The following is a 20,924-nucleotide window of genomic DNA, read 5'->3' on the forward strand; positions in this document are numbered from 1 at the left end:
AAATTCCGTCGATCGGCCCCGGCCGTTCCGTGTACGGTTCTTGTGTCCCTGCCAAGCGGTTGGCGGGGCCTCGAACCCGTACCGGCGGGACATCCGGACACACATGTATGTGGGGACTCTGTCCTTCGATCTGCTCCTCGGCGACGTACATTCGCTGAAGGAGAAACGCTCCGTCGTCCGTCCGATCGTCGCCGAGCTCCAGCGCAAATACGCGGTGAGCGCGGCGGAAGTGGGCGGTCAGAACCTGCACCAGCGGGCCGAGATCGGCCTCGCGGTGGTGTCCGGTGACGCGGGCCACCTCCATGACGTACTGGACCGGTGCGAGCGCCTCGTCGCCGCCCGGCCCGAAGTGGAGCTGCTGTCGGTGCGACGGCGGCTGCACGGCGACGATGATTGAACACAGCAAGACAAGCCCAGGGAATGCCCGGGGATAAGGGAGACGGAGCAGTGGCCGACAACGCGCGGGCGAAAAGGCTGGCGGACCTCATTCGAGAGGTGGTTGCTCAGAAGCTGCAGCGCGGGATCAAGGACCCGCGGCTCGGAACGCACGTGACGATCACGGACACCCGGGTGACCGGTGACCTGCGGGAGGCCACGGTCTTCTACACGGTCTACGGCGACGACGAGGACCGTGCGGCAGCCGCCGCGGGCCTGGAGAGCGCCAAGGGCGTGCTCCGGTCGGCGGTCGGCCAGGCCGCGGGCGTGAAGTTCACGCCGACCCTGGCCTTCGTCGCGGACGCCCTGCCTGACAACGCGCGGGCCATCGAGGACCTGCTCGACAAGGCACGGCTGTCCGACGCCAAGGTGCGGGAGGTCTCGGCAGGCGCCGATTTCGCCGGTGACGCCGACCCGTACCGCAAGCCCGAGGACGAAGAAGCAGACGAGACGGACGGCGACGCCCGCGCATGAGCCAGAGCAGCACCACAACGCCGGACGGCCTTGTCATCGTCGACAAGCCGTCCGGCTTCACTTCGCACGACGTGGTGGCCAAGATGCGCGGGATCGCCAAGACCCGCCGCGTCGGGCACGCGGGCACCCTGGACCCCATGGCGACGGGCGTCCTCGTGCTCGGTGTCGAACGCGCCACCAAGCTCCTCGGTCACCTCGCGCTGACCGAGAAGGAGTACCTGGGCACCATCCGCCTCGGGCAGAACACGCTGACCGACGACGCCGAGGGCGAGATCACCTCGTCGGCCGACGCCTCGAAGGTCACCCGTGCGGCCATAGACGCGGGCATCGCCAAGCTGTCCGGCGACATCATGCAGGTGCCGTCGAAGGTCAGCGCCATCAAGATCGACGGCAAGCGGTCGTACGCCCGCGCCCGCAAGGGCGAGGACTTCGAGATCCCGGCCAGGCCCGTGAAGATCTCCGCCTTCACGGTGTACGACGTCCGTGACGCCGTCGCCGAGGACGGCACGCCCGTGCTCGACCTGGTCGTCTCGGTCGTCTGCTCCTCGGGGACGTACATCAGGGCCATCGCCCGCGACCTCGGCGCCGACCTGGGCGTCGGCGGTCATCTGACCGCGCTGCGCCGCACCCGCGTCGGCCCCTACAAGCTGGACGCGGCAAAGACCCTCGACCAGCTCCAGGAGGAGCTGACCGTGATGCCCGTGGCCGAGGCCGCGGGCCGGGCCTTCCCGCGCTGGGACGTGGACGAGAAGCGGGGCAGGCTGCTGCTCAACGGCGTCCGGATCGACATGCCCGATGAGTACGCGGGCGTGGGCGCCGTCGCCGTCTTCGACGCCGAGGGCCGCTTCCTGGTCCTGGCGGAGGAGTCGCGGGGCAAGGCCAAGAGCCTGGCCGTCTTTGCCTGACACGCCCTCTTCGGGCGGCATGTAGTGAAGCGGCGGACCGAGGTCCGCCGCTTCACGATTCCCCCCTCTAGAGGTCTATCCACCGACACGCGCTCATTCACCCCTTCGGGCAGGCGCTCGGAGTGAACCGAGGGGTCGGAAGGGGGCGCGTTCGTGTTGCCTCCTGTCCTGCTGATCACCGTCGACCTACGGTCGGAGTAACGGGGCACGGCGGGGAGGTTCGAGCATGGCGGGACGCGGCCGGGACGGCTTCTCGGTTCCGGCGCCTGAGCTGTCCCTGGTGCGGGTCTGCGATCTCGCCGGGCGGCCGCGGGGCACGGGGTTCGCCGCCGACGATCACGGCACGGTCATCACCAGCCATGAGGCGGTCGACGGGCTCGCCAGGATCGTCCTGCACGCGCCGGGCGAACGCACCTGCGTGGTGCCGGCCGAGGCCGTGGTGCCGCTGCCGGGCACCGATCTCGCACTCGTCCGCACCGAAGGCCTCGGGCTGCGGCCCCTCCCCGTCTCCGCGCGGGGCTCCGTGGCGACCGGCACCTATGTGCGGATCGCCGCCCGCGGCTGGCGCGAGGCACGGGTCCTCGGCACCTCGGCGGTCACCTACACGGCCACGGACCGCTTCCATCTGGTCGGCGCCGCCCTGGAGCTCGCCATCGGCACGGACGGCGCCGACGCGCTGCGGCTCGGCGGCGGTGCCGCGGGCGGTCCTGTCGTGGATGCCTCGACCGGCGCCGTCCTGGCCGTCCTCGGCACCGCCCTGCTGCCCCAGAGCCCCGAGCCCGCCGCGCCGGACCAGGACGTCTGCGCGCACCGCCCGGCGGGCTTCGCGGTGTCGCTGCGGGACGCGGCCGCCGCCGACCCGGGCGGGCCCCTCGCCGAGCTCGTCGCGCGCAACGCGGCGACCGTGCCCGCGTACGGCGATGACCTCAACCTCGCGGGCGCGCTCCACCTCACCGCCACCTCGGCGGGCTCCGACGGCCCGCTCGCACCGCCCCACGAACCGGTCGAACGGCCCGATACGGCAAGGGAGTTCGCAGCCTTCGCGACCGGCACCGCGCAGGTGCTCGGACTCGTCGGCGACCCCGGCACCGGACGCACCACGGAACTGGCCGCGCTCGCCGCACGACGGGCCAGGGGCGCCGAGCCCGCCCCCACCCTCTGGCTGCGCGGCGCCGACCTGCGGGGCACGGACGCATCCGTGGCCGACGCGGTGGAACGGGCGCTCGACCGCGCAGGACGCATCCTCACGGCCTCCGAAGGGGAGCCGGTGGACCAGTCGGGGGACCGGGGCCTCGGCGACCTCTCCGCAGGCCGGGTGGCCCGGCTCGTGCGGGACGCGGGGCGGCCGCTGCTCCTCCTGCTCGACGGGCCCGAGGAGATGCCGACCGTGCTCTCCCACCGCCTCGCACAGTGGAGCGGCGGCACGGCCCGGTGGCTGCGGGACACGGGCGCGCGGCTCGTCGTCGCCTGCCGCGCGGAGTACTGGGAGCAGGCCGGAGCCCACTTCGATGAGGCGTCGCTGCACACGGCGGCCGACGGCGCCGAGCTCCCCGGCTGCGTACGCATCGGGGATCTGCCGGAGCCGCAGGCGCGCAGGGCCCGCGCGAGGTACGGCATCCCGGACGGCGCGCTGGCCGCCGCGGACGAGCGGCACCCGCTGGCTATGCGGCTGCTCTCCGAGGTGCGGGGCGCCCTGCCGGACGACCCGCCGCCGGGCACCCCGGGCCGCGAGGAGATCTTCGGCGCCTATCTGGACCTGCTGTGCCTGCGGATCGCGGTGCGGCTCGCGGCGGCGAACGGACTGCGCGGGAGCGCCGTGCGCCGCCTCGCCGCGGCGGTGTCGGGGCAGGTCCACGAAGCGGCGCGGCGCTGCCTCGGGCCCGGCCAGGGGGAGCTGGACAGGGCCTCCTTCGAAGCGGTCTTCCCGTGGGGAGCGCTGCCGGGCAAGGGCGGCGCAAAGGGGCTCGGCTGTACGGGATGGGCGTCGGCGGTGCTCACGGAAGGGCTGCTCGTGCCCGCGGGGGCGGGATACCGCTTCGCGCACGAGGAAGTGGCCGACTGGATCCAGGGGACGCACCTGGACGTGGACGGCGCCCTGACGGCACTGGTCCACCGGCACCGGGGCACGGGCCGGGACCCGGCGGTCCCGGCCCAGCGGCGACACCGGAAGGCCCCCGCTCCCGCCCGCCCGCTGCCGGTGCCCCGGCACCGCATCGGCCCGGTGATCCAGGCACTGCTGTTGCTGGGCAGGCAGCGGGGCGCGGCGGAACTGGCGTCGCGGCTGGTCGAGCTCACGGACGCGCTGGTGGAGCTCGGCCGCGGGGGAGAGGGCGGCGGCGCCGATGGGGCGGACGGGGCGGGCGAGTGCGGAGATGCCGCGTGGTGGGCCGCCCACCTGCTCGGGGAGGTGCTGCTGCGGGTGCCCGACGCGACGCCCTACCTCGCGGTGCTCGAACCGCTCGCCGAGCGGGGCGAGTTCGGGACCGCCTTCTGGCTGCGCCTGCCGCTGGGCGAGGCCGACCGGTTCGCGCTGCTGCGGCGGCTCGTCGTGCACGACGCACCACCGGGGGCCCCGGACCGCCGCCTGGACGCCGTCGCCGAACTCCTCCGCGCCGACCCCGCGGTCGTACAGCCGCATCTCGCGCGGTGGTTCACCGACGAGCGGCCGCTGGACGCGGCCCCCGACGCCACCGTCGCCTCCGCCGCGCAGGCGCTGCTCCACACCCACCGGCACCGCGCCATCGACAACCTCACCGAGGCCCTGGTCGACTGCGGACACGCCCGCGCCGACGAGCTGCTCGCCGCGCTCGCCGAGGAGGAGCCCGCTGCCGTGTGCCGTGCGGTGGACCGCTGGGCCCGTGACGAGCGCCCGGCCCGACGCGTCGCGGCCGCCGCCTACGGCCTGCGGGCCGCCCCGCACGTCACCACCGGCGCCGCCCGCGAGCTCCTGCGGTGCGCGGCCCGCACACTCCTCGCCCGCCCCGCCGACGACACCCTGCACGGCGCCGCGCTCGCCCTCCTCGTCCGCGACCCGCAGACCCGCGCCCGGCATCTGCCGCACGCCCTGCAGCGCTTCACCGCCGGAGACCCCCAGCTGCCCGCGAGCGCCCTCGCCGCCGCCCTGACCACCCACCCCGACCCCGTCCTCGACGCCTTCCGCACCCGGCTGCACGCGCCGGACCAGGCCGCCGACGCCATCCTGTGCTGCCTCGCCGACGTGACCACGCCCGCCCTCGCGCGCCGCGTCGCCACCCTCGTCCACGACCTCGTGGAGGCCCGCCCCGAAGCGGCCGCCCCCGCCGTCGCGTACATCGACCGCCGCCTCGAACACGGCCCCGACGTGCGCCCCGTCCTCTTCCCGCTGGTGGCCGGACTCCTGCACAGCAGGCACGTACAGGTACGCACGGCCCTCGCCCCCGTGCTCGCCGCGCCCGGCACCACCGCTTCCCGCACCCTGCGCGGCGAGCTCCTCGACGTACTGCTCAGCCAGGAGCGGGACTCCGCCGTCCTGGAGAGCGTCCTGCGGGCGGTGGCGCTCGGCGTGGCGGAGTGCGGCGAGGACCGCTCCCGCGAGCGCGTCCACCGCACCGGACTGCTGCTCGTCCGCACCCCGGAGGGCGCGAACTGCTTCGACCGGCGCCTGGTCGAACTGGCCCGTGGCCGTGCGGGCTTCGCCGCGCTCGTCACCGGCTGGATGGACGCCGCCCCGCAGGACTGGGCCGCTCTGGTCGGCCCGAGCGCCCGCCGGGTGATCGAGAACCTCGCGGGCGGTGTCCGCGTCCCGGCCTAGGAGAGTGACCCCCGCCACTCCCTCCGGTGCGAGCCGCGAGGTGTCGGCATGGCAGTCTTAGTCCTGCGCAATCGGCAATGGGAACGTACAGATGTACGTGACGTATACGGGTTCGGCGAGGAGCAAAGAAGTGCAGCGCTGGCGTGGCTTGGAGGACATCCCCCAGGACTGGGGGCGCAGCGTCGTCACCATCGGTTCCTACGACGGCGTACACCGCGGGCACCAGCTGATCATCGGGCGTGCCGTGGAGCACGCGCGTGAGCTCGGCGTGCCCGCCGTGGTCGTCACCTTCGACCCGCACCCCAGCGAGGTCGTGCGCCCCGGCAGCCACCCGCCGCTGCTCGCCCCGCACCACCGGCGCGCCGAGCTGATGGCGGAGCTGGGTGTGGACGCGCTCCTGATCCTCCCCTTCACCACCGAGTTCTCGAAGCTGTCGCCCGCCGAGTTCGTGGTCAAGGTCCTCGTCGACAAGCTGCACGCGCGCGTGGTCGTCGAGGGCCCCAACTTCCGCTTCGGCCACAAGGCCGCGGGGAACGTCGACTTCCTGGCCGAGCTCGGCGGTACGTACGACTACGAAGTCGACGTCATCGACCTCTACGTGAGCGGCGAGGCGGGTGGCGGCGAGCCGTTCTCCTCCACCCTGACCCGGCGCCTGATCGCCGAGGGCGACGTCACCGGAGCGGCGGAGATCCTCGGCCGCCCGCACCGTGTCGAGGGCGTCGTGGTGCGCGGCGCCCAGCGCGGGCGCGAGCTGGGTTTCCCCACGGCCAATGTGGAGACGCTGCCCCACACGGCCGTCCCCGCCGACGGCGTCTATGCCGGATGGCTGCACGTCGAGGGCGAGGCGATGCCCGCGGCGATCTCGGTCGGCACGAACCCGCAGTTCGACGGGACCGAGCGGACGGTCGAGGCGTACGCGATCGACCGCGTCGGCCTCGACCTGTACGGGCTGCACGTGGCCGTGGACTTCCTGGCCTTCGTGCGCGGCCAGGCCAAGTTCGACTCGATCGACGCGCTGCTCGTTGCCATGGCGGACGACGTGAAGCAGTGCCGCGAACTGGTCGAGGCGGCGCGGAACGCGTAGGCGCCGCCCATCCGGAGGCCTCGGCTTCTGCTGTCAGGACGCCGACTCCCGGAGCGCCTCCACCTCCGCGATGCTCTCCGTGCGGGAGCGGTCCGGGTCCTCGCGCGCCAGCTGTTGGTACAGGGCCAGCGCGGCATCGCACGCCTCTCGGGCCGCTGCCGGACGGTTCAGGGCGATGAGGGTTCCGGCGTGGTACTCGTGGGCCGCTGCGAGGTTCTCCCTCAGCTCGTCCCTCAGCTCCTCGGGCAGGCCGGTCAGGAGGGCGACGGCTTCGGCGGCCGCCTGTTCCTCGTCCTTCGGTCGCTTGGCCGCGGACATGAACCGGGCCTGATTGACCAGGGCGTCCAGCAGGCCGAGAAAGTCCGCCGGGTTCTCGTGGTGGACGGTGCGGAACACCTGTGCGGCCTTGATGTTCACCCGGTAGGCGACCGATGCGCGCGACGCATGGGTCAAGGACCGGCTCTGCATGAGGAAGGCCCCTCCGAGCAGCGGGAGATGCTGTCGCCCGTCCTCGACCACGAGTCTGCGCGCCAGGCCGGTGGCCTCGTCCGCCGCTTCCAGTGCCTGTGACGGCGAACCGGCCTGCAGACTCAGGTCGGCCAGTCTGAGCAGCGTGCGCACGAGTCGCACCCTCGACCGTGGCTGCCCGGAGCGTGCGAGCTGCCGTCTGATCGACGCGTCTTCCCGTACGTCTTCCAGCGCACCGACGAGATCGCCGAGGTCGATGAAGACCCGCGCCCTGTTGTTCAACGTCGAGGCGAGTTCCTCCAAGTACGCGTCCGGATGGTCCTGCGCGGCCGTCCGGCGGACGCTCAGGGATTCGTCGGCGGCCGCCATCGCTTCGGTGAGGTCACCGGCCTCATGGAGGCGCAACGTGAGCGTATTGAGCGACCTGGCCAGATCGGGTAACAACGTGGCGTTGTGTGCGGCGAGTTCGCGTCGTGTGTGGACCGAACTACGGGCGGCCGCCAGCGCGGCCTCGTCGTCGCCCGTCTCCGCGAGGTACTGGGAGAGATTGTTCAGCACCGCGCCCAGCCCGTCCGGCGCGAACGACTGGTCCTTGCCGCCTGCCACCTGCAACGTCACGAACTGCGCGACGCTCAGCCGCCCCTCGCGCACCGCCTCCGCCACCCGCCCGAGACTCCCCAGCGCTGCCGCTCGGTCGTGCAGCAGCAGCCCCCGGACCAGTGAATCGCCGACGCCTCCGGTGTCGAGCAGTCGCAGCCCGGTCGTCGCCGCCTCCAGTGCCTCCTCGTAACGGTGGGCCGCGAGCTGCCGTCCGGCCAGATTGTGCAGAGCGCCCGCCCGCAGCCGTTGCGGGTCGGCGGCCGTCGGCTCGGGCTCGACCTGCAGGAGCTTCTCGTGCAAGCGGACGCTCCATGACGACAGCGCGCGCGTAAGGGGCGGGATCCTGGCCGCCAGATCCAGCAGCCGGTCCGGCGGCAGCAGCTCCTCCACGAGGATCCGGTCGAGCGCCGCGATCAGGATCGCGGGTTCCGCGCTGCGTGTCCCCGCCACCACGAGCAGGGACGACAGGCGTGCCGGGTGGGAGCGGACGGCGGTGCGCAGGACGTCCGCCAGGGGCTCGGACCCGGTCTGCGCCGCGGCCCGGCTCAGGACGAGGAGTGCGTTCACCGTCTCCCGTCCGTCGAGCACCGGCAGCAGACGCAGAAAGATCTCCGGCTCGGCGGCCACCCGCCTGCCCACGAGGAACTCACCCAGGGGATCGGGCTGCAGGGGGCCCCACTGCCACGACGTGCCGCCGTCGGCGGAGTCGGGGCGGGGGTAGAGCTCGTGGAGCCAGTCCGCCACCGCCCGCCGCACCGACTCCGGGTGGTCGCCGACGCGCGGCACCCGGGCGAGCATCGCGTGGGCGCGCGAACCCGGCACCGGGCCCACCAGCGTGGCCGTGACCACCGCGTTGCGCAGCGCGGCGTCACCGAGCACACCGATCGGGGCGCGACGCGAGGTCTCCCGCCAGTACGCCGACTCGTGGTCGAGGAGCGCCTCCTGGGCGTGCCGTACCGGGACTTGGGCGCTCGGCGCCAGCACGCTCGCGAGGGCCGCCATGTGGATGTCGAGGACGGTCCGGTGCGGGCGCGGGGGCATCCCGGGCCGCTCGGGAGGCGCGCCGCCCGGCGTCTGGGCCGACAGCGCGAGCCCCAGTGCCGCGGCGCCCCTCGTCAGGTCCTCCACCGCCGTACGGAAGATCTCGTCCTCGGCCACGCCCAGCGACGCCGTGTCCAGGATCGACCAGCGCCGGGCTTGCGCCGTCGTGTCGGCCGCCTCCGCCCCGCCGAGAGAGCGCAGCTCCTCCCACCACTGGCCGACGGCTCGTGCGACGAGCAGCACCCTGACCGGGGCCCCGCTCATCCGCCGCCCCAGGTGCTGGAGGAGTTTTCCCACCTCTTCCACCCGGCTCTCCGCGTAGTCGATCACGAGGAGGACGGGGGCCGTCGCACCGGCGAGCAGGCGGTGCTGGTCGAGTCCGCTGCCCCGCCTCAGGTGCACCACCGCGTACCGGTGCGCGGCGAGCCGGTGGCCGAGCTCGCGGGCGAGGCGGCTCTTTCCGGCGCCGCCGGCCCCGGTGAGGAGCGCCATCGACAGGTCGTCGTGCGCGGTGCTCCATGCCACCATGTCGCCGAGGAGTTCATGGCGTCCGGTGAACCGTACGGTCTCCGCTCTGGGGTGGAGCAGTGTGGCGGCGGACCGCGGCACGAGCGGTTCGACGGATTCGGTGTGGTCGGCGAACTCGGCGGGTTCGAGGTGGATGGTCGCCCCCGTGTGCAGGCGCACCAGTTCGCGGAATTCTTCGTCGGCGAAGAGGACGTAGCTGGGGACTGCCTCGATCCTGCTGTGCTGCCAGCCCGGCAGGTCGGCGACGGCGACACCCACCAGCGTGCCCGCACACCACACGGCGCCGCCCGACAGGCCCGCCCAGGGCGAGACTCGCGCGGATCCGAGCGGGGGAGTGCCGGTCAGGCTCAGGACGTAGCGGTCGGACTCGACGGCCTCCATGGGGTCGAGCACGCCGACGAACGACGTCGATCCCAGGTTTCCCGCACGCCCCGAATGACCCGTGTACCCCCGGATCCACACGTCCGCCGGGTCCTGCGTCACCAATCTGCCCCAGCGCACGGGGGCGAGGTCGCTCGTCAGGTCCTGCTCGGCCAGCAACAGGGCGGTGTCGTAGGGCCCGTCGGAGCGCGACCAGACCACTCGGCAGGGGACGGGTCCGCTCCCGGGCACCTGCACCGTCGCGTCCGCGCGGCCCCCCAGGACGTGCTGCGCGGTGAGGACGAGGCGTGGTGCGAGCAGATGACCCGACCCCTGTCCCGCCGCCCGCACCACGGCGGTCCGGTGTCTTTCCTGCATGTCGGGCGGCTGCTTCTCAGCGCCCGAAGGAGGGTTCAAGGCTGCCGGTCTCCGGCGGATCCTCGTTGCTGATCAGCAGCGGGTTGCCGGTTCGGTCCTTCGGGGTGAGGACGAGCTTCACGTGGTGCACGTCCTCCTTCGCGAGCCGTCCGGAGGCGCCCGCCGATACCACCGTGCTCAGCACCCGCCCGAGGCCCACCTTGGCGGTGGCCTCCCTGGTGAGAGTGACCGCGAACTCCAGCTCGATGGGGCCGACTTCGAACTGCACGTTGCTGCCGACGCCCGCGACGGCCGCTTCCAGCAGCTCGTCCCGGAGCGCCTGCACGGCCTCGCCGACCCCGATGGGCTCACTCATCTTTCCCCCAACTCCTCGCCACGCGTGTGCAGTCGGCACACTTTACGGTGCCGGCGTCGCTCGTGAGGGTGCGGCGAGGAAGCCGCCGTACCGGGCCCGAGTGCGGGCCGTGGCGCACGCCCGCGCGGTCCTCGGCCCGTTTCCGTGGCGCGCTAGCGCGCCCGCGCCCAGTGGCAGGCGACCTGTGTCCCGCTCCCGCCGGACAGTACGGCCAGATCCTCGCCGCGGCAGCGGTCCGCCACCCCCGCCCGCTCCGCCTCGCCGGAGGCGAGTACCTGGCACCGGGCGTGGAACCGGCAGCCGCCGGGGATGCGGGACGGGTCCGGGGGCTCACCCGTGAGGACGACGGGATCGCCGGGCGCCTCGGGCAGGACCGACAACAGCGCCTGTGTGTAGGGATGCTGAGGCGACGTCAGCACCTCCTCGACCGTGCCCGTCTCCACGATCCGGCCCAGGTACATCACCGCGACGCGGTCCGCGATGTTCCAGGCGAGGCCCAGGTCGTGCGTCACCACCAGCGCGGAGAGGCCCAGTTCGTCACGGAGCCGGAGCAGGAGCGCGAGGATCTCGCCGCGCACGGAGGCGTCGAGGGAGGCCACCGGCTCGTCGGCGACGATGAGTTCGGGTTCGAGGACCAGCGCGCCCGCGATGACCACGCGCTGGCGCTGGCCGCCCGACAGCTCGTGCGGATAGCGCAGGAAGAAGCGCTCCGGCGGGCGCAGACCGGCCCGGGAGAGGGCCCCGGCGACCGCTTCCCGCTCGTCACCCGCGTACCCGTGGATGCGCAGCCCCTCCGCCACGGCGTCGTACACCGTGTGCCGCGGGTTGAGCGACCCGCTGGGGTCCTGGAGGACCAGCTGGACCCGCTTGCGGTACGCCTTGAGGGCGCGGCCCGAGTAGTCCAGCGGCTTGCCGCCGAACGTGACCTTGCCCGACGTCGGCGGCACCAGGCCGAGCAGCGAACGGGCCAGCGTCGTCTTGCCGCAGCCCGACTCGCCGACCAGGGCGACGATCTCCCCGCCCTTGATGTCGAGGTCGACGCCGTCCACCGCGCGTGCGGTCGGTCCGCCGCGGCGGCCGGGGAAGGCGATGTGCAGGCCGTCGGCGGTCAGCAGCGCGCCATCGGTTCCCGGCGCGGTCGTGCCTGGTTCCTGCGTGGTCATGCGCGGTTCCTCTTCGCGGGGGCTCTCGGTCACGGGGTGCGCTCCGCCGTCACGGGCGCCGACGTGGGCTGCGCGGGCAGCGGCGCGCCCGCGTGGACGCAGGCCGCGCGGTGGTGCGGTCCCGCGTCCCGCAGGGCCTGGTCCTCCGTGGTGCAGGAGTCGAGGGCGACCGGGCAGCGGAGGTGGAACGTACAGCCCGTGGGGAGCGCGGACGGGTCGGGCGGATCGCCCGGCAGACCGCGCGGGGCGAACCGCGACGTGATGTCGCCGATGCGCGGGAAGGCCGCCGACAGGGCCTTTCCGTACGGGTGCCGGGCGTTCTCGTAGACCTCGGAGGCCGGGCCCTCCTCGACGACGCGGCCCGCGTACATCACGGCGAGCCGGTCGCAGGTGTCGGAGAGCACCGCCAGGTCGTGGCTGATCATCATCAGGCCGAGGTCCTGCTCGGCCACCAACTGCTCGATCAGACGCAGGATCTGGGCCTGGATCATCACGTCGAGCGCGGTGGTCGGCTCGTCGGCGATGATCAGCCGCGGGTCGCAGGCGAGCGCCATCGCGATCATCACGCGCTGGCGCTGGCCGCCGGACAGCTCGTGCGGATAGGCCTCCGCGCGGGCGGCGGGCAGCCCCACGTGTTCGAGGAGCTCGCCGACCTTGGTCTTCGCGCCCGCCTGCGTCGCCTTCTTGTGCAGCAGGATCGGCTCGGCGATCTGGTCGCCGATGCGGTGCACGGCGTTCAGCGAGTGCATCGCGCCCTGGAAGACGATCGAGGCACCGGCCCAGCGCACCGCGCGGACCCGCCCCCACTTCATGGTGAGGATGTCCTCGCCGTCCAGCAGGATCTCACCGGACACCTTGGTGCCCGCGGGAAGCAGCCGCAGCAGGGCGAGCGCGAGCGTGGACTTGCCGCAGCCGGACTCGCCCGCCACGCCCAGCTTCTGGCCCGCGTCGACGTGGAGGTTCACACCGCGGACCGCGGCGGCCCCGTTGGCGTACGTCACTTCGAGTTCGCGTACGTCGAGCAGGCGCTGCGGGCTCGCTTGGGTCGTGTCGGCCGACGGGGTGTCGTCGGTCAACTGGGTCTTGTCGGTCAACGGGAGGCCCCCAGCCTGGGGTTGAGCACGGATTCCACGGCACGGCCGCACAGGGTGAACGCCAGGGCGACGACCGCGATGGCGAGACCGGGCGGGGCGAGGTACCACCAGTGCCCGGCGCTGACCGCGCCCGCCTCGCGTGCGTCCTGCAGCAGGCCGCCCCACGAGACGTTCGTCGGATCGCCGAGACCGAGGAAGGCGAGGGTGGCCTCGGTGAGGATGGCGCTGGAGATGACCAGTGTGGTCTGCGCGAGGACGAGCGGCATGACGTTGGGCAGGACGTGCCGGGCCATGATGTGGCCGTGGCCGCCGCCGAGGGCCTGCGCCCGCTCGATGTAGGGGCGCGACTCCACGGCGAGGGTCTGGGCCCTGACCAGGCGTGCCGTGGTCGGCCAGGTCGTCACGCCGATCGCCAGGATGATCGTCCAGACCGTGCCGGACATCACCGCGGCGAGCGCGATGGCGAGCACGAGCGTCGGCATCACCAGGAACCAGTCGGTGATGCGCATGATCACGGTGGCGTACCAGCCCTTGAAGTGCCCCGCAGTGATCCCGACGAGCGTGCCGATGGCCACCGAGAGCACGGCGGCGAGCAGCCCCACGGTCAGCGACATGCGCGCGCCCCACACGAGCAGGCCCAGCAGGTCGCGCCCGAACTGGTCGGTTCCCAGCGGGAATTCCCCGCTCGGCGACTCCATCGGCTTGCCCGGCGCCGCGGTCACGCTCTGCGCGTCGGAGCCGACGAGCAGCGGCGCGAAGACCGCGGCCAGGGTGATCAGGACGAGCACGGCGAGGCCGACTAGCCCGGCGCGGTGCGTGCGGTACTCGCGCCAGAAGCGCACGGCGGAGTGCCTGCGCCTGGTCCAGGCGAGTGACCGCGCGCTCTTGGCGGCGGGCGGTGCCGGGGTGGCCGACGTCGGATCGGTCGGTGCGGATTCGGTCGTCATCGGCCCACCCGGGGATCGAGCAGCGGATAGATCACGTCGGCCAGGGTGTTCATCAGGATCACCGCGACGGAGAAGACGAAGAACAGCCCCTGCACCAGCGGCAGGTCGGGCACGCTCAGCGCCTGGTAGAAGAGCCCGCCGAGGCCCGGCCAGGAGAACACGGTCTCGACGAGGATGGCGCCCGCCACGACCGTGCCGAGGTTGACGAACATCAGCGTGACGGTCGGCAGCAGCGCGTTGGGCACGGCGTGCCGACGCCGTACGAGATCGTCCCTGAGCCCTTTCGCCCGCGCGGTCGTCAGATAGTCGCTGCCCATCTCGTCCAGGAGCGAGGACCGCATCACGAGCAGGGTCTGCGCATACCCGACGGCGACCAGGGTGATGACGGGAAGCACCATGTGGTGCGCGACGTCGACGACGTACGCGAAGCCGGTCTCGCCCCCGGACTCCAGGCCACCGGTCGGGAACATCCCGGGGATCGGCCCGATGCCCACCGAGAAGGTGATGATCAGCAGCAGCCCCAGCCAGAACGACGGCACGGAGTACAGCGTCAGGGCGAGCCCGGTGTTGAGGCGGTCGCCGAGCTTGCCGTTGCGCCAGGCCGTGCGCGTGCCGAGCCAGATGCCGATGAGCGTGTAGAGGACGTACGCCGTTCCGGTGAGCAGGAGCGTCGCGGGGAGCGCCTCCGTGATCTTGTCCATCACGGGGGCGTGGAACTGGTACGACGTGCCGAAGTCGCCGCTCAGGACATTGCCGGTGTAGTCCCAGAACTGGGCCATGACCGACTTGTCGAGGCCGAACTCCTTGCGCATCGCGGCGAGTTGCTCCGCCGAGACGCGCTTGCCGCCCGTCATCTGCTTGACGGGGTCGCCGGGGATCAGCCGGAACAGGAAGAAGCTGGTGACGAGCACGGCGAACAGCGACACGACCGCGCCGCCGATCTTGCCCGCCACATAGAGGAGGTAGGCGCGGGTGTTGCGGGCCCGGAGCCCGCGGGCCGACGCCGCCCCGGCCGGAGCCGGGTCGCCGTCGGCCCCGGGGCCCTGGGGGCCCTCGGTGTCGAGCAGTGCGGGATTGCTGTCAGCGGTCATGCGTTACTCGCGGTCCTCTGCGGTAGAACGGCGGCGCAGGGCGAACAGGACTCCGCCGCCCACGAGCACCACCGCGGCAGCGGCGATACCGATGATGACACCGGTCGAGCTGCCGTCCTTGGAGGAACTCTTCCCATCCGCGGGCACGGCCGACCACCAGCTCCAATATCCGTCCTGGCCGTAGATGTTGCCCGCGGCCGTCGGCATGGTGGTGATGGACTTGATCTGGTCGGTGCGGTAGGCCTCGACGGCGTTCGGGTACAGGAGGACGTTCATGTACCCGGAGTCGTACAGCCAGGACTCCATCTGCTTCACGACGTCGGCACGCTTGCCCTGGTCGTACTCGGCGAGCTGCTTGTCGTACAGGCTGTCGAACTTCTTGTCGCAGATGAAGTTGTCCGTGGCCGCGCTCTCCTTGGCCTTCACCGGCAGTGCGGAGCAGGTGTGGATGCCGAGCACGAAGTCGGGGTCGGGGTTGACGGACCACCCGTCGAAGGCGAGGTCGTACTCGCCCGCGTACCAGGGCACGGAGACGTCGTCCAGACAGTTGACCTTGAGCCCGATGCCCAGGTCCCCCCACCACTCCTTCAGATACTTCCCCACGGCCTTGTCGTTGGGGTCGGTGGCGTGGCAGAGGATGCGGAAGTCGAGAGGCTTCCCGTCCTTCCCGACCCGCTTGCCGTCACTGTTCTTCTTGTAGCCCGCCTCGTCGAGGAGCGCGGCGGCGCGCTTCGGGTCGTACTTCATCTCCTGGTCCGCGGACGGCTTCCAGGCGTACTCGGAGAAGCGCGGCGGAATGTATCCCGCGCCCTCGACGGCGTGGCCCTGGAAGACCTTGTCGACGAGCGCCTCACGGTTCACGGAGAGGAAGAGCGCCTGGCGGACCTTCTTGTCCAGGAGCGCCGGATGCCCGTCGCCGAACTTCTTGCCGTCGAGGGTCTTGGCGCCCGGGTTGGTGGCAAGGGCGAAGAAGCGCCGCCCCGGCCCCTCGTTCACCTTGATGTTGTCCTCGTTCTTGAGGGACGCGGCCTGCGCGGGAGTGAGCGCGGGCTGCCCGGCCACGAACGAGACCTCGCCCTTCCTGAGGGCGGAGACGGCGGCGTCCTGGTCCTTGTACGTCTTGAAGACCAGCTCGTCGAACTTGGCGGAACCGCGCCAGAAGTCCTTGTTGGCCTTCAACTTCACGTACTGGTCGACCTTGTAGTCCGTCAGGACGAACGGGCCGTTGCCGACGACGGGCATCTTGTCGTTGTTGAACTTCGAGATGTCGTCGACCTTCTCCCAGACGTGCTTGGGAACGATCGGCACATCGAGGGCGGCCATGGTGGCCTGCGGCTTCTTCAGCTCGATGACCAGCTTGGTGGGGCTGGGCGCGGTCACCTTCTTGAAGTTGGTGACGAAGTTCGAGTTCGCGGTGGCGGTGCCCTCCTTGGACATCACCTTGTTGAACGTCCACGCCGCGTCCTCGGCGGTCGCCTGCTCGCCGTCCGACCACTTGGAGTCGCCCCGGATGGTGTACGTCCAGGTCAGCTTGTCGGCGGAAGGCTCCCACTTGGTGGCGAACCCCGGGATCGCCTTGTTGTCCTTCGGGTCGTAGTTCGTCAGGTACTCGTACGTCAACCGGTGGATGCTGGTGCTGAGCAGCCGCTGGGCGAGGAACGGGCTGAGCGAGTCGACGCTCTGCGCCACGGCGACGGTGAGGACCTTCTTGCCGTCATCGGCCTTGGCCTGTGCCTGCTGCGGGGCCAGGTTGAGCGGTGTGGCGAGACCGGCCGTCAGAGTGAACGCGGCGGCCCCACCGGCGAGCACGAGCCGCAGTCGGCCGCGGGGTCGGGGACGGGGGCGGTGCGGTGCTGCGTGCGGTGCTGCGTGCGGTGCTGCTGTCCGGGGTACTGCTGATCTGCCGTGCTGATCTTGTGTGTCCATGGGTCGGTGACCTCGCGTCATCGCTCGCGCAGGGATGGCTGGTTGCACATTGGTTGCACGTTTGGTTGCACGTTGGTTGATCAAGGAACGTCAGCTGGTTGCTGTGTGTTTACCAGCGCCGGTCTGCGCGCGTCAACGGCGTGTGAACCCCATGTGGCCTGCGGAAATAACGAGTTGACCGGGATCTGGTCCGCATTGGTCAAGACCACTGACGCATGGCTGGTGAGGGGGTGACGGCGGGGGGAGGGGGGACTTGACCTGGCGGTTGGGTGAGGGTGGTTCGGCTGTCGGGGGGGGAGTGGTGGTTCGGCTGTTGTGGGGGGTGGTGTGGGTGCGGTCGTTGCGCTTGCTGTTCCTGCGGGTGCGGGTGCGGGTGCGGGTGCGGGTGTCGAGGTCGCCCCCGCTGTGGGCAGGCGTTCCGCACGGCGGAACGGGTGGGCACAGCCCACGGTGCCGGGCGCGGCGAACGGGGGCGTGAACGCCGGTGGGCCCGCACCGGGGAACGGTGCGGGCCCACTTGGCTGCTGTCGGCAGCTATTGCTACTGCTAGCGCTACTGCTGCGGGGGCGGCGGCTGCTGGAACGGCGCGCCGGGCTGGAACGGTGCCCCGGGCTGAGCGGGCGGGGGCGCTTGCCCGTCCTGGGGCTGGGGCGGCCGCGGCTGCTGGGGCGGCTGACCCTGCTGCGGCGGCTGCGTCTGCCACCCCTGCGGGGCACCCGGCTGCTGCGGGTAGGGCTGCTGACCGTGCTGGGGCTGCTGTGGCGGCTGCGGCTGCTGCGGCGGTTGAGGCTGCTGAGGAGCGTACGGCTGCGGCTGCGGCTGCCCCGGAGCGTACGGCTGCGCCGGGGGCTGAGGCACCTGCTGCCCCGGCATCGGCGGAGCCAGATGCGGCGGCGGATTCCCGTCCGACGTCCACAGCCCCTGCTGCTGCTGAGCCCGCGAGAAGTCCTCGGCGACCATCGCGGAGAGGTTGAAGTAGGCCTCCCGGACCTTCGGCCGCATCATGTCGAGGTCGACCTCCGCGCCCGCGGCGAGGTGCTCGTCGAAGGGGATGACGACAACGCCCCGGCACCGCGTCTCGAAGTGCGACACGATGTCGTCGACCTTGATCATCTTGCCGGTCTCGCGCACACCGGAGATGACGGTGATGGACCGCGAGACGAGGTCGGCGTACCCGTGCGCGGACAGCCAGTCCAGCGTCGTCGAGGCGCTGCTCGCACCGTCCACGGACGGCGTGGAGATGATGATCAGCTGATCGGCGAGGTCGAGGACCCCTCGCATGGCGCTGTACAGCAGCCCCGTACCGGAGTCGGTCAGGATGATCGGGTACTGCTTCCCGAGTACGTCGATCGCGCGCCGGTAGTCCTCGTCGTTGAACGTGGTCGACACGGCCGGGTCGACGTCGTTGGCGATGATCTCGAGCCCGGACGGCGCCTGCGAGGTGAAGCGGCGGATGTCCATGTACGAGTTGATGTACGGGATCGCCTGGACGAGGTCACGAATGGTGGCCCCGGTCTCGCGCCGCACGCGTCGGCCGAGCGTACCGGCGTCGGGGTTGGCGTCGATCGCGAGGATCTTGTCCTGGCGCTCGGTGGCGAGGGTGGAGCCCAGCGCGGTGGTGGTGGTCGTCTTGCCGACGCCACCCTTCAGGCTGATGACGGCGATCCGGTAGCAGGAGAGCACCGGCGTCCGGATGAGTTCCAGCTTGCGCTGCCGCTCGGCTTCTTCCTTCTTGCCGCCGAGCTTGAACCGCGAACCGCCCGCGGGCCGACTGCTCTTGGCCTTCTGCTTGTTGTTGCGCAGCAGCCGGTCGGAGGAGAGCTCGACGGCGGCGGTGTAACCGAGCGGGGCCCCGGGGTTCGTACGTTCCCGCTGATCGTGCTGCACGGCCTGCGGCCAGGCGGCGCCGGTGCGGGGGTCGATGGGCCCTTGCGCCTGCTGCGCCTGCGGATCCTGGGGCTGGGGCTGGGGCTGCTGAGGTGCCTGCGGCTGCTGCTGGGGGGCGTACTGCTGGGGTGCCTGGGGCTGCGGGGCCGGGGGCTGAGGTGCCTGAGGCTGCGGGGCCTGAGGCTGCTGGTGCGGAAGGGGCTGCGCGCCCGGAACCGCCTGCTGCCCAGGAGCCTGCGGCTGCCCGGGGAACGGCTGCCCCGGTTGCCCGGGCTGAATCGGTTGCCCTGGCTGAACGTGCTGGCCAGGCTGCCCCGGCTGAACCGGCTGCTGACTCTGGGGCGCGGGCGCCTGCGGGAACCCGTACCCACTGCCCTGGCCGGGCGCTTCAGGGGCGACCGGAGCGGGAGCGGAGTTCTGCGGGGGCGGGGCCGGTGCGAAGGGTGCGCCAGGGGTGGCGGGGGCGGACTGCGGGAACCCGTAGCCGCCCTGGGACGGCTCCGGAGCGGCAGGCGCGGGTGCGGCCGGTGCCGTGTTCTGGGCGGGCGGGGCCGGTGTGAACGGTGCGCCGGGGGCGGCGGGCGTGGACGCCTGCGGGAACCCGTAGCCACCTTGCGACGGCTCCGGTGCGGAGTTCTGCGCGGGCGGGGCGGGAGCGAAGGGGGCGCCGGGGGCGGCAGGCGCGGGCGCCTGCGGGAACCCGTAGCCACCCTGCGACGGCTCCGGCGTCGGGTTCTGGGCGGGCGGGGTCGGTGCGAACGGCCCGCCGGGGGCGGCGGGGGCGGACTGCGGGAATCCGTAGCCACCCTGCGACGGCTCCGGCGCTGTGTTCTGCGCGGGCGGCGCGGGGGCGAACGGCGCGCCAGGGGCGGCCGGGGCGGGCGGAGCCGTGGGCGTCGACGCGGGCCAGGCGCCCGGCGCGGGCTGCGGAGCCTGCGGCTGACCCGGCGGGGTCTGCGCCTGCGCGGGCTCGGGCGCCGTGGGCTGCACCGGCTGCTGCTGCGCGGGAGGCGCAGTCGGCGTAGGCACGGGCCACTGCGGCGCGGAGGCCGGAGCCGCGGGCTGGAACGCGGGCGGCAACGGCGGCAGCACGTCCTGCGGCGAGGGCGGCGGGGGCCACGGGGACGGCGCCGAGTCCTGCACGGCGTCGTCAGCCGCGGCGGCCACGGCATCCTGCGGCGCGGATTCCTCGGAGCCGGACGAACCGACTTCCTCGGTTACGGAGACGGAGTCATCGTCAGCGTCCGTACCGCTGTCCAGGCCCTGCTGGGCGGCAGACTGCTCACCGTCGTCCGAGTCCCGGTCCTCATCGGGTTCGTCCACGCCACGGAGCCCCGTTTCCTCCCCGGCGTCATCACCATCACCATCACTCGATGGCGCCTCCGCGGCATCGGCCGCGACGGCCCGCTCCTCGATCTCCCGCTTCAGGGCGCGGGCGGAGAACCGCATGGTGGCGCCGCTCTCAAGATCACCACTGCCGAGACTCTCGGCGACGGGCTCGACGACCGGCCGCTCAGCGGGAGAGACACCCTCGTCCTCGCCCTTTTCCTCTTCCTTGTCCTCGGCGCGACCCCGAGCCTCCGCGAGGGCGTCCACCTCGTTCTTCGGCACGACACCGGTCACGTGCACGGAAGCGGCAGGCCCGGCAAGGGCCCCGCTCCAGTCGGAGACCCCACCACCGGAAGCCACCGGCGGCACGATGGAAGGCACGAAGGGAGCGGCGGGAGCACCCCCGGCGCCCGTCTCCTCCGCGTCATCCACATTGTCTTCATTGCCTGCGTCGTCCGCCGCGTCCACGGAATCCGAGGCGGCAGGCTGGAACCCACTCCCCACGGGCAACTTCGGCACCGCACCCGGAACACCCGCCGAAGGCGGACCCAAAGGCAGCGGCGGAGGCGGCGGAGCGGAGAAGGACGGCATGGCGGGCGGCGGCGCGGCAGCGGCGGCGGCCGGAGCATCCGAACCGGAACCCGCTCCGGTGGAATCCGCCGAACCGGAACCCGATCCCGTGGAATCTGCCGAACCAGAATCCACCGGAGCGGAAACGGGCGGAACAGGCGGCGTGGGCGCGGAGGCGGGCGGCGTGGAGACCGGCGGCGTAGAGACAGGCGGCGTGGAAACGGGCGGCGCCGAAGGCGTCTCACCCGCAGTGCCCGAAGCGTTCTGCGTGTACCAGGCGGGCGGGGCGTAGTCGATGGTGAACTCGCCCGTCGTCTCGGCAGCGGACTCCGCGTCGGACTGATCATCGACGGGTGAGTCCCAGCCCCCGCGGATCTCGTCCCGATCGCTGTTCACAATGCCTCCTGATGTGGTCGAGCACCCTCGTGCCGTGGTGGGGGGCGACCGTTCCTGTCGTCCGATCCGCCTGGCTCTCCCCGTAGAGGGACGCGCACGACCC

The 20,924-nt window shown here is 72.2% G+C and carries 13 protein-coding genes; 5 read left to right on the plus strand and 8 right to left on the minus strand.

Annotated elements, in window-relative coordinates; all coding sequences use genetic code 11:
- The first annotated feature begins 103 nt into the window (after window positions 1-103).
- From ABZV77_RS18460 to ABZV77_RS18480, 5 genes are all read left to right on the plus strand, one after another.
- Window positions 104-397 carry a DUF503 domain-containing protein gene (locus ABZV77_RS18460; protein ID WP_356257473.1) on the plus strand — a complete coding sequence of 98 codons (294 nt, stop codon included), beginning with the start codon at window positions 104-106 and terminating at the stop codon, window positions 395-397.
- 50 nt (window positions 398-447) lie between these two features.
- Complete coding sequence (gene rbfA, locus ABZV77_RS18465) at window positions 448-909, plus strand: 30S ribosome-binding factor RbfA (RefSeq protein ID WP_356257476.1); 462 nt, start codon at window positions 448-450, stop codon at window positions 907-909.
- Window positions 906-1,814 (plus strand): tRNA pseudouridine(55) synthase TruB, encoded by a 909-nt coding sequence (truB, locus tag ABZV77_RS18470; protein WP_356257479.1) that lies wholly within the window; start codon window positions 906-908, stop codon window positions 1,812-1,814. Before rbfA ends, truB begins: the two co-directional genes overlap by 4 nt.
- A gap of 226 nt (window positions 1,815-2,040) precedes the next feature.
- Window positions 2,041-5,604, plus strand: coding sequence for a trypsin-like peptidase domain-containing protein (locus ABZV77_RS18475; RefSeq protein ID WP_356257482.1), 3,564 nt, complete (start codon window positions 2,041-2,043; stop codon window positions 5,602-5,604).
- A 130-nt stretch (window positions 5,605-5,734) separates the two neighbouring features.
- Entirely contained in the window at window positions 5,735-6,688 is a 954-nt protein-coding gene (locus ABZV77_RS18480) for a bifunctional riboflavin kinase/FAD synthetase (protein WP_356257485.1), read from the plus strand.
- Window positions 6,689-6,721: 33 nt separating this feature from the next.
- Here the strand turns inward: ABZV77_RS18480 and ABZV77_RS18485 are convergent, their stop codons facing one another.
- The 8 genes from ABZV77_RS18485 to ABZV77_RS18520 all read right to left on the minus strand — a co-directional run bounded on the left by ABZV77_RS18485 (window position 6,722) and on the right by ABZV77_RS18520 (window position 20,821).
- Window positions 6,722-10,063, minus strand: a complete 3,342-nt coding sequence (locus ABZV77_RS18485; protein ID WP_356257488.1) for a tetratricopeptide repeat protein — start codon at window positions 10,061-10,063, stop codon at window positions 6,722-6,724.
- A 16-nt stretch (window positions 10,064-10,079) separates the two neighbouring features.
- On the minus strand, window positions 10,080-10,418 hold the full coding sequence (locus ABZV77_RS18490) for a trypco2 family protein (protein WP_356257490.1): 339 nt from the start codon (window positions 10,416-10,418) through the stop codon (window positions 10,080-10,082).
- Window positions 10,419-10,570: 152 nt separating this feature from the next.
- On the minus strand, window positions 10,571-11,581 hold the full coding sequence (locus ABZV77_RS18495; protein ID WP_356257493.1) for an ABC transporter ATP-binding protein: 1,011 nt from the start codon (window positions 11,579-11,581) through the stop codon (window positions 10,571-10,573).
- A gap of 29 nt (window positions 11,582-11,610) precedes the next feature.
- Window positions 11,611-12,657, minus strand: a complete 1,047-nt coding sequence (locus ABZV77_RS18500; RefSeq protein ID WP_356257669.1) for an ABC transporter ATP-binding protein — start codon at window positions 12,655-12,657, stop codon at window positions 11,611-11,613.
- A 14-nt stretch (window positions 12,658-12,671) separates the two neighbouring features.
- Window positions 12,672-13,622 (minus strand): ABC transporter permease, encoded by a 951-nt coding sequence (locus ABZV77_RS18505; protein ID WP_356257496.1) that lies wholly within the window; start codon window positions 13,620-13,622, stop codon window positions 12,672-12,674.
- Window positions 13,619-14,713, minus strand: coding sequence for an ABC transporter permease (locus tag ABZV77_RS18510; RefSeq protein WP_356257499.1), 1,095 nt, complete (start codon window positions 14,711-14,713; stop codon window positions 13,619-13,621). Before ABZV77_RS18510 ends, ABZV77_RS18505 begins: the two co-directional genes overlap by 4 nt.
- 3 nt (window positions 14,714-14,716) lie before the next feature.
- On the minus strand, window positions 14,717-16,639 hold the full coding sequence (locus tag ABZV77_RS18515) for an ABC transporter substrate-binding protein (RefSeq protein WP_356257502.1): 1,923 nt from the start codon (window positions 16,637-16,639) through the stop codon (window positions 14,717-14,719).
- Window positions 16,640-17,191: 552 nt separating this feature from the next.
- Window positions 17,192-20,821: an SCO5717 family growth-regulating ATPase gene (locus tag ABZV77_RS18520; RefSeq protein WP_356257505.1), complete on the minus strand. Its 3,630-nt coding sequence runs from the start codon at window positions 20,819-20,821 to the stop codon at window positions 17,192-17,194.
- Window positions 20,822-20,924 lie beyond the last annotated feature (103 nt).

It is taken from the genome of Streptomyces sp. NPDC004732 (genome assembly GCF_040609235.1).
Lineage (GTDB): Bacteria > Actinomycetota > Actinomycetes > Streptomycetales > Streptomycetaceae > Streptomyces.

Coding starts and splice junctions, on each gene's coding strand:
- ABZV77_RS18490 (WP_356257490.1), bottom strand. CDS start 10,418: ATGAGTGAGCCCATCGGGGTCGGCGAGGCCGTGCAGGCGCTCCGGGAC.
- ABZV77_RS18475 (WP_356257482.1), top strand. CDS start 2,041: ATGGCGGGACGCGGCCGGGACGGCTTCTCGGTTCCGGCGCCTGAGCTG.
- ABZV77_RS18495 (WP_356257493.1), bottom strand. CDS start 11,581: ATGACCACGCAGGAACCAGGCACGACCGCGCCGGGAACCGATGGCGCG.
- ABZV77_RS18515 (WP_356257502.1), bottom strand. CDS start 16,639: ATGGACACACAAGATCAGCACGGCAGATCAGCAGTACCCCGGACAGCA.
- truB (WP_356257479.1), top strand. CDS start 906: ATGAGCCAGAGCAGCACCACAACGCCGGACGGCCTTGTCATCGTCGAC.
- ABZV77_RS18510 (WP_356257499.1), bottom strand. CDS start 14,713: ATGACCGCTGACAGCAATCCCGCACTGCTCGACACCGAGGGCCCCCAG.
- ABZV77_RS18460 (WP_356257473.1), top strand. CDS start 104: ATGTATGTGGGGACTCTGTCCTTCGATCTGCTCCTCGGCGACGTACAT.
- ABZV77_RS18505 (WP_356257496.1), bottom strand. CDS start 13,622: ATGACGACCGAATCCGCACCGACCGATCCGACGTCGGCCACCCCGGCA.
- ABZV77_RS18485 (WP_356257488.1), bottom strand. CDS start 10,063: ATGCAGGAAAGACACCGGACCGCCGTGGTGCGGGCGGCGGGACAGGGG.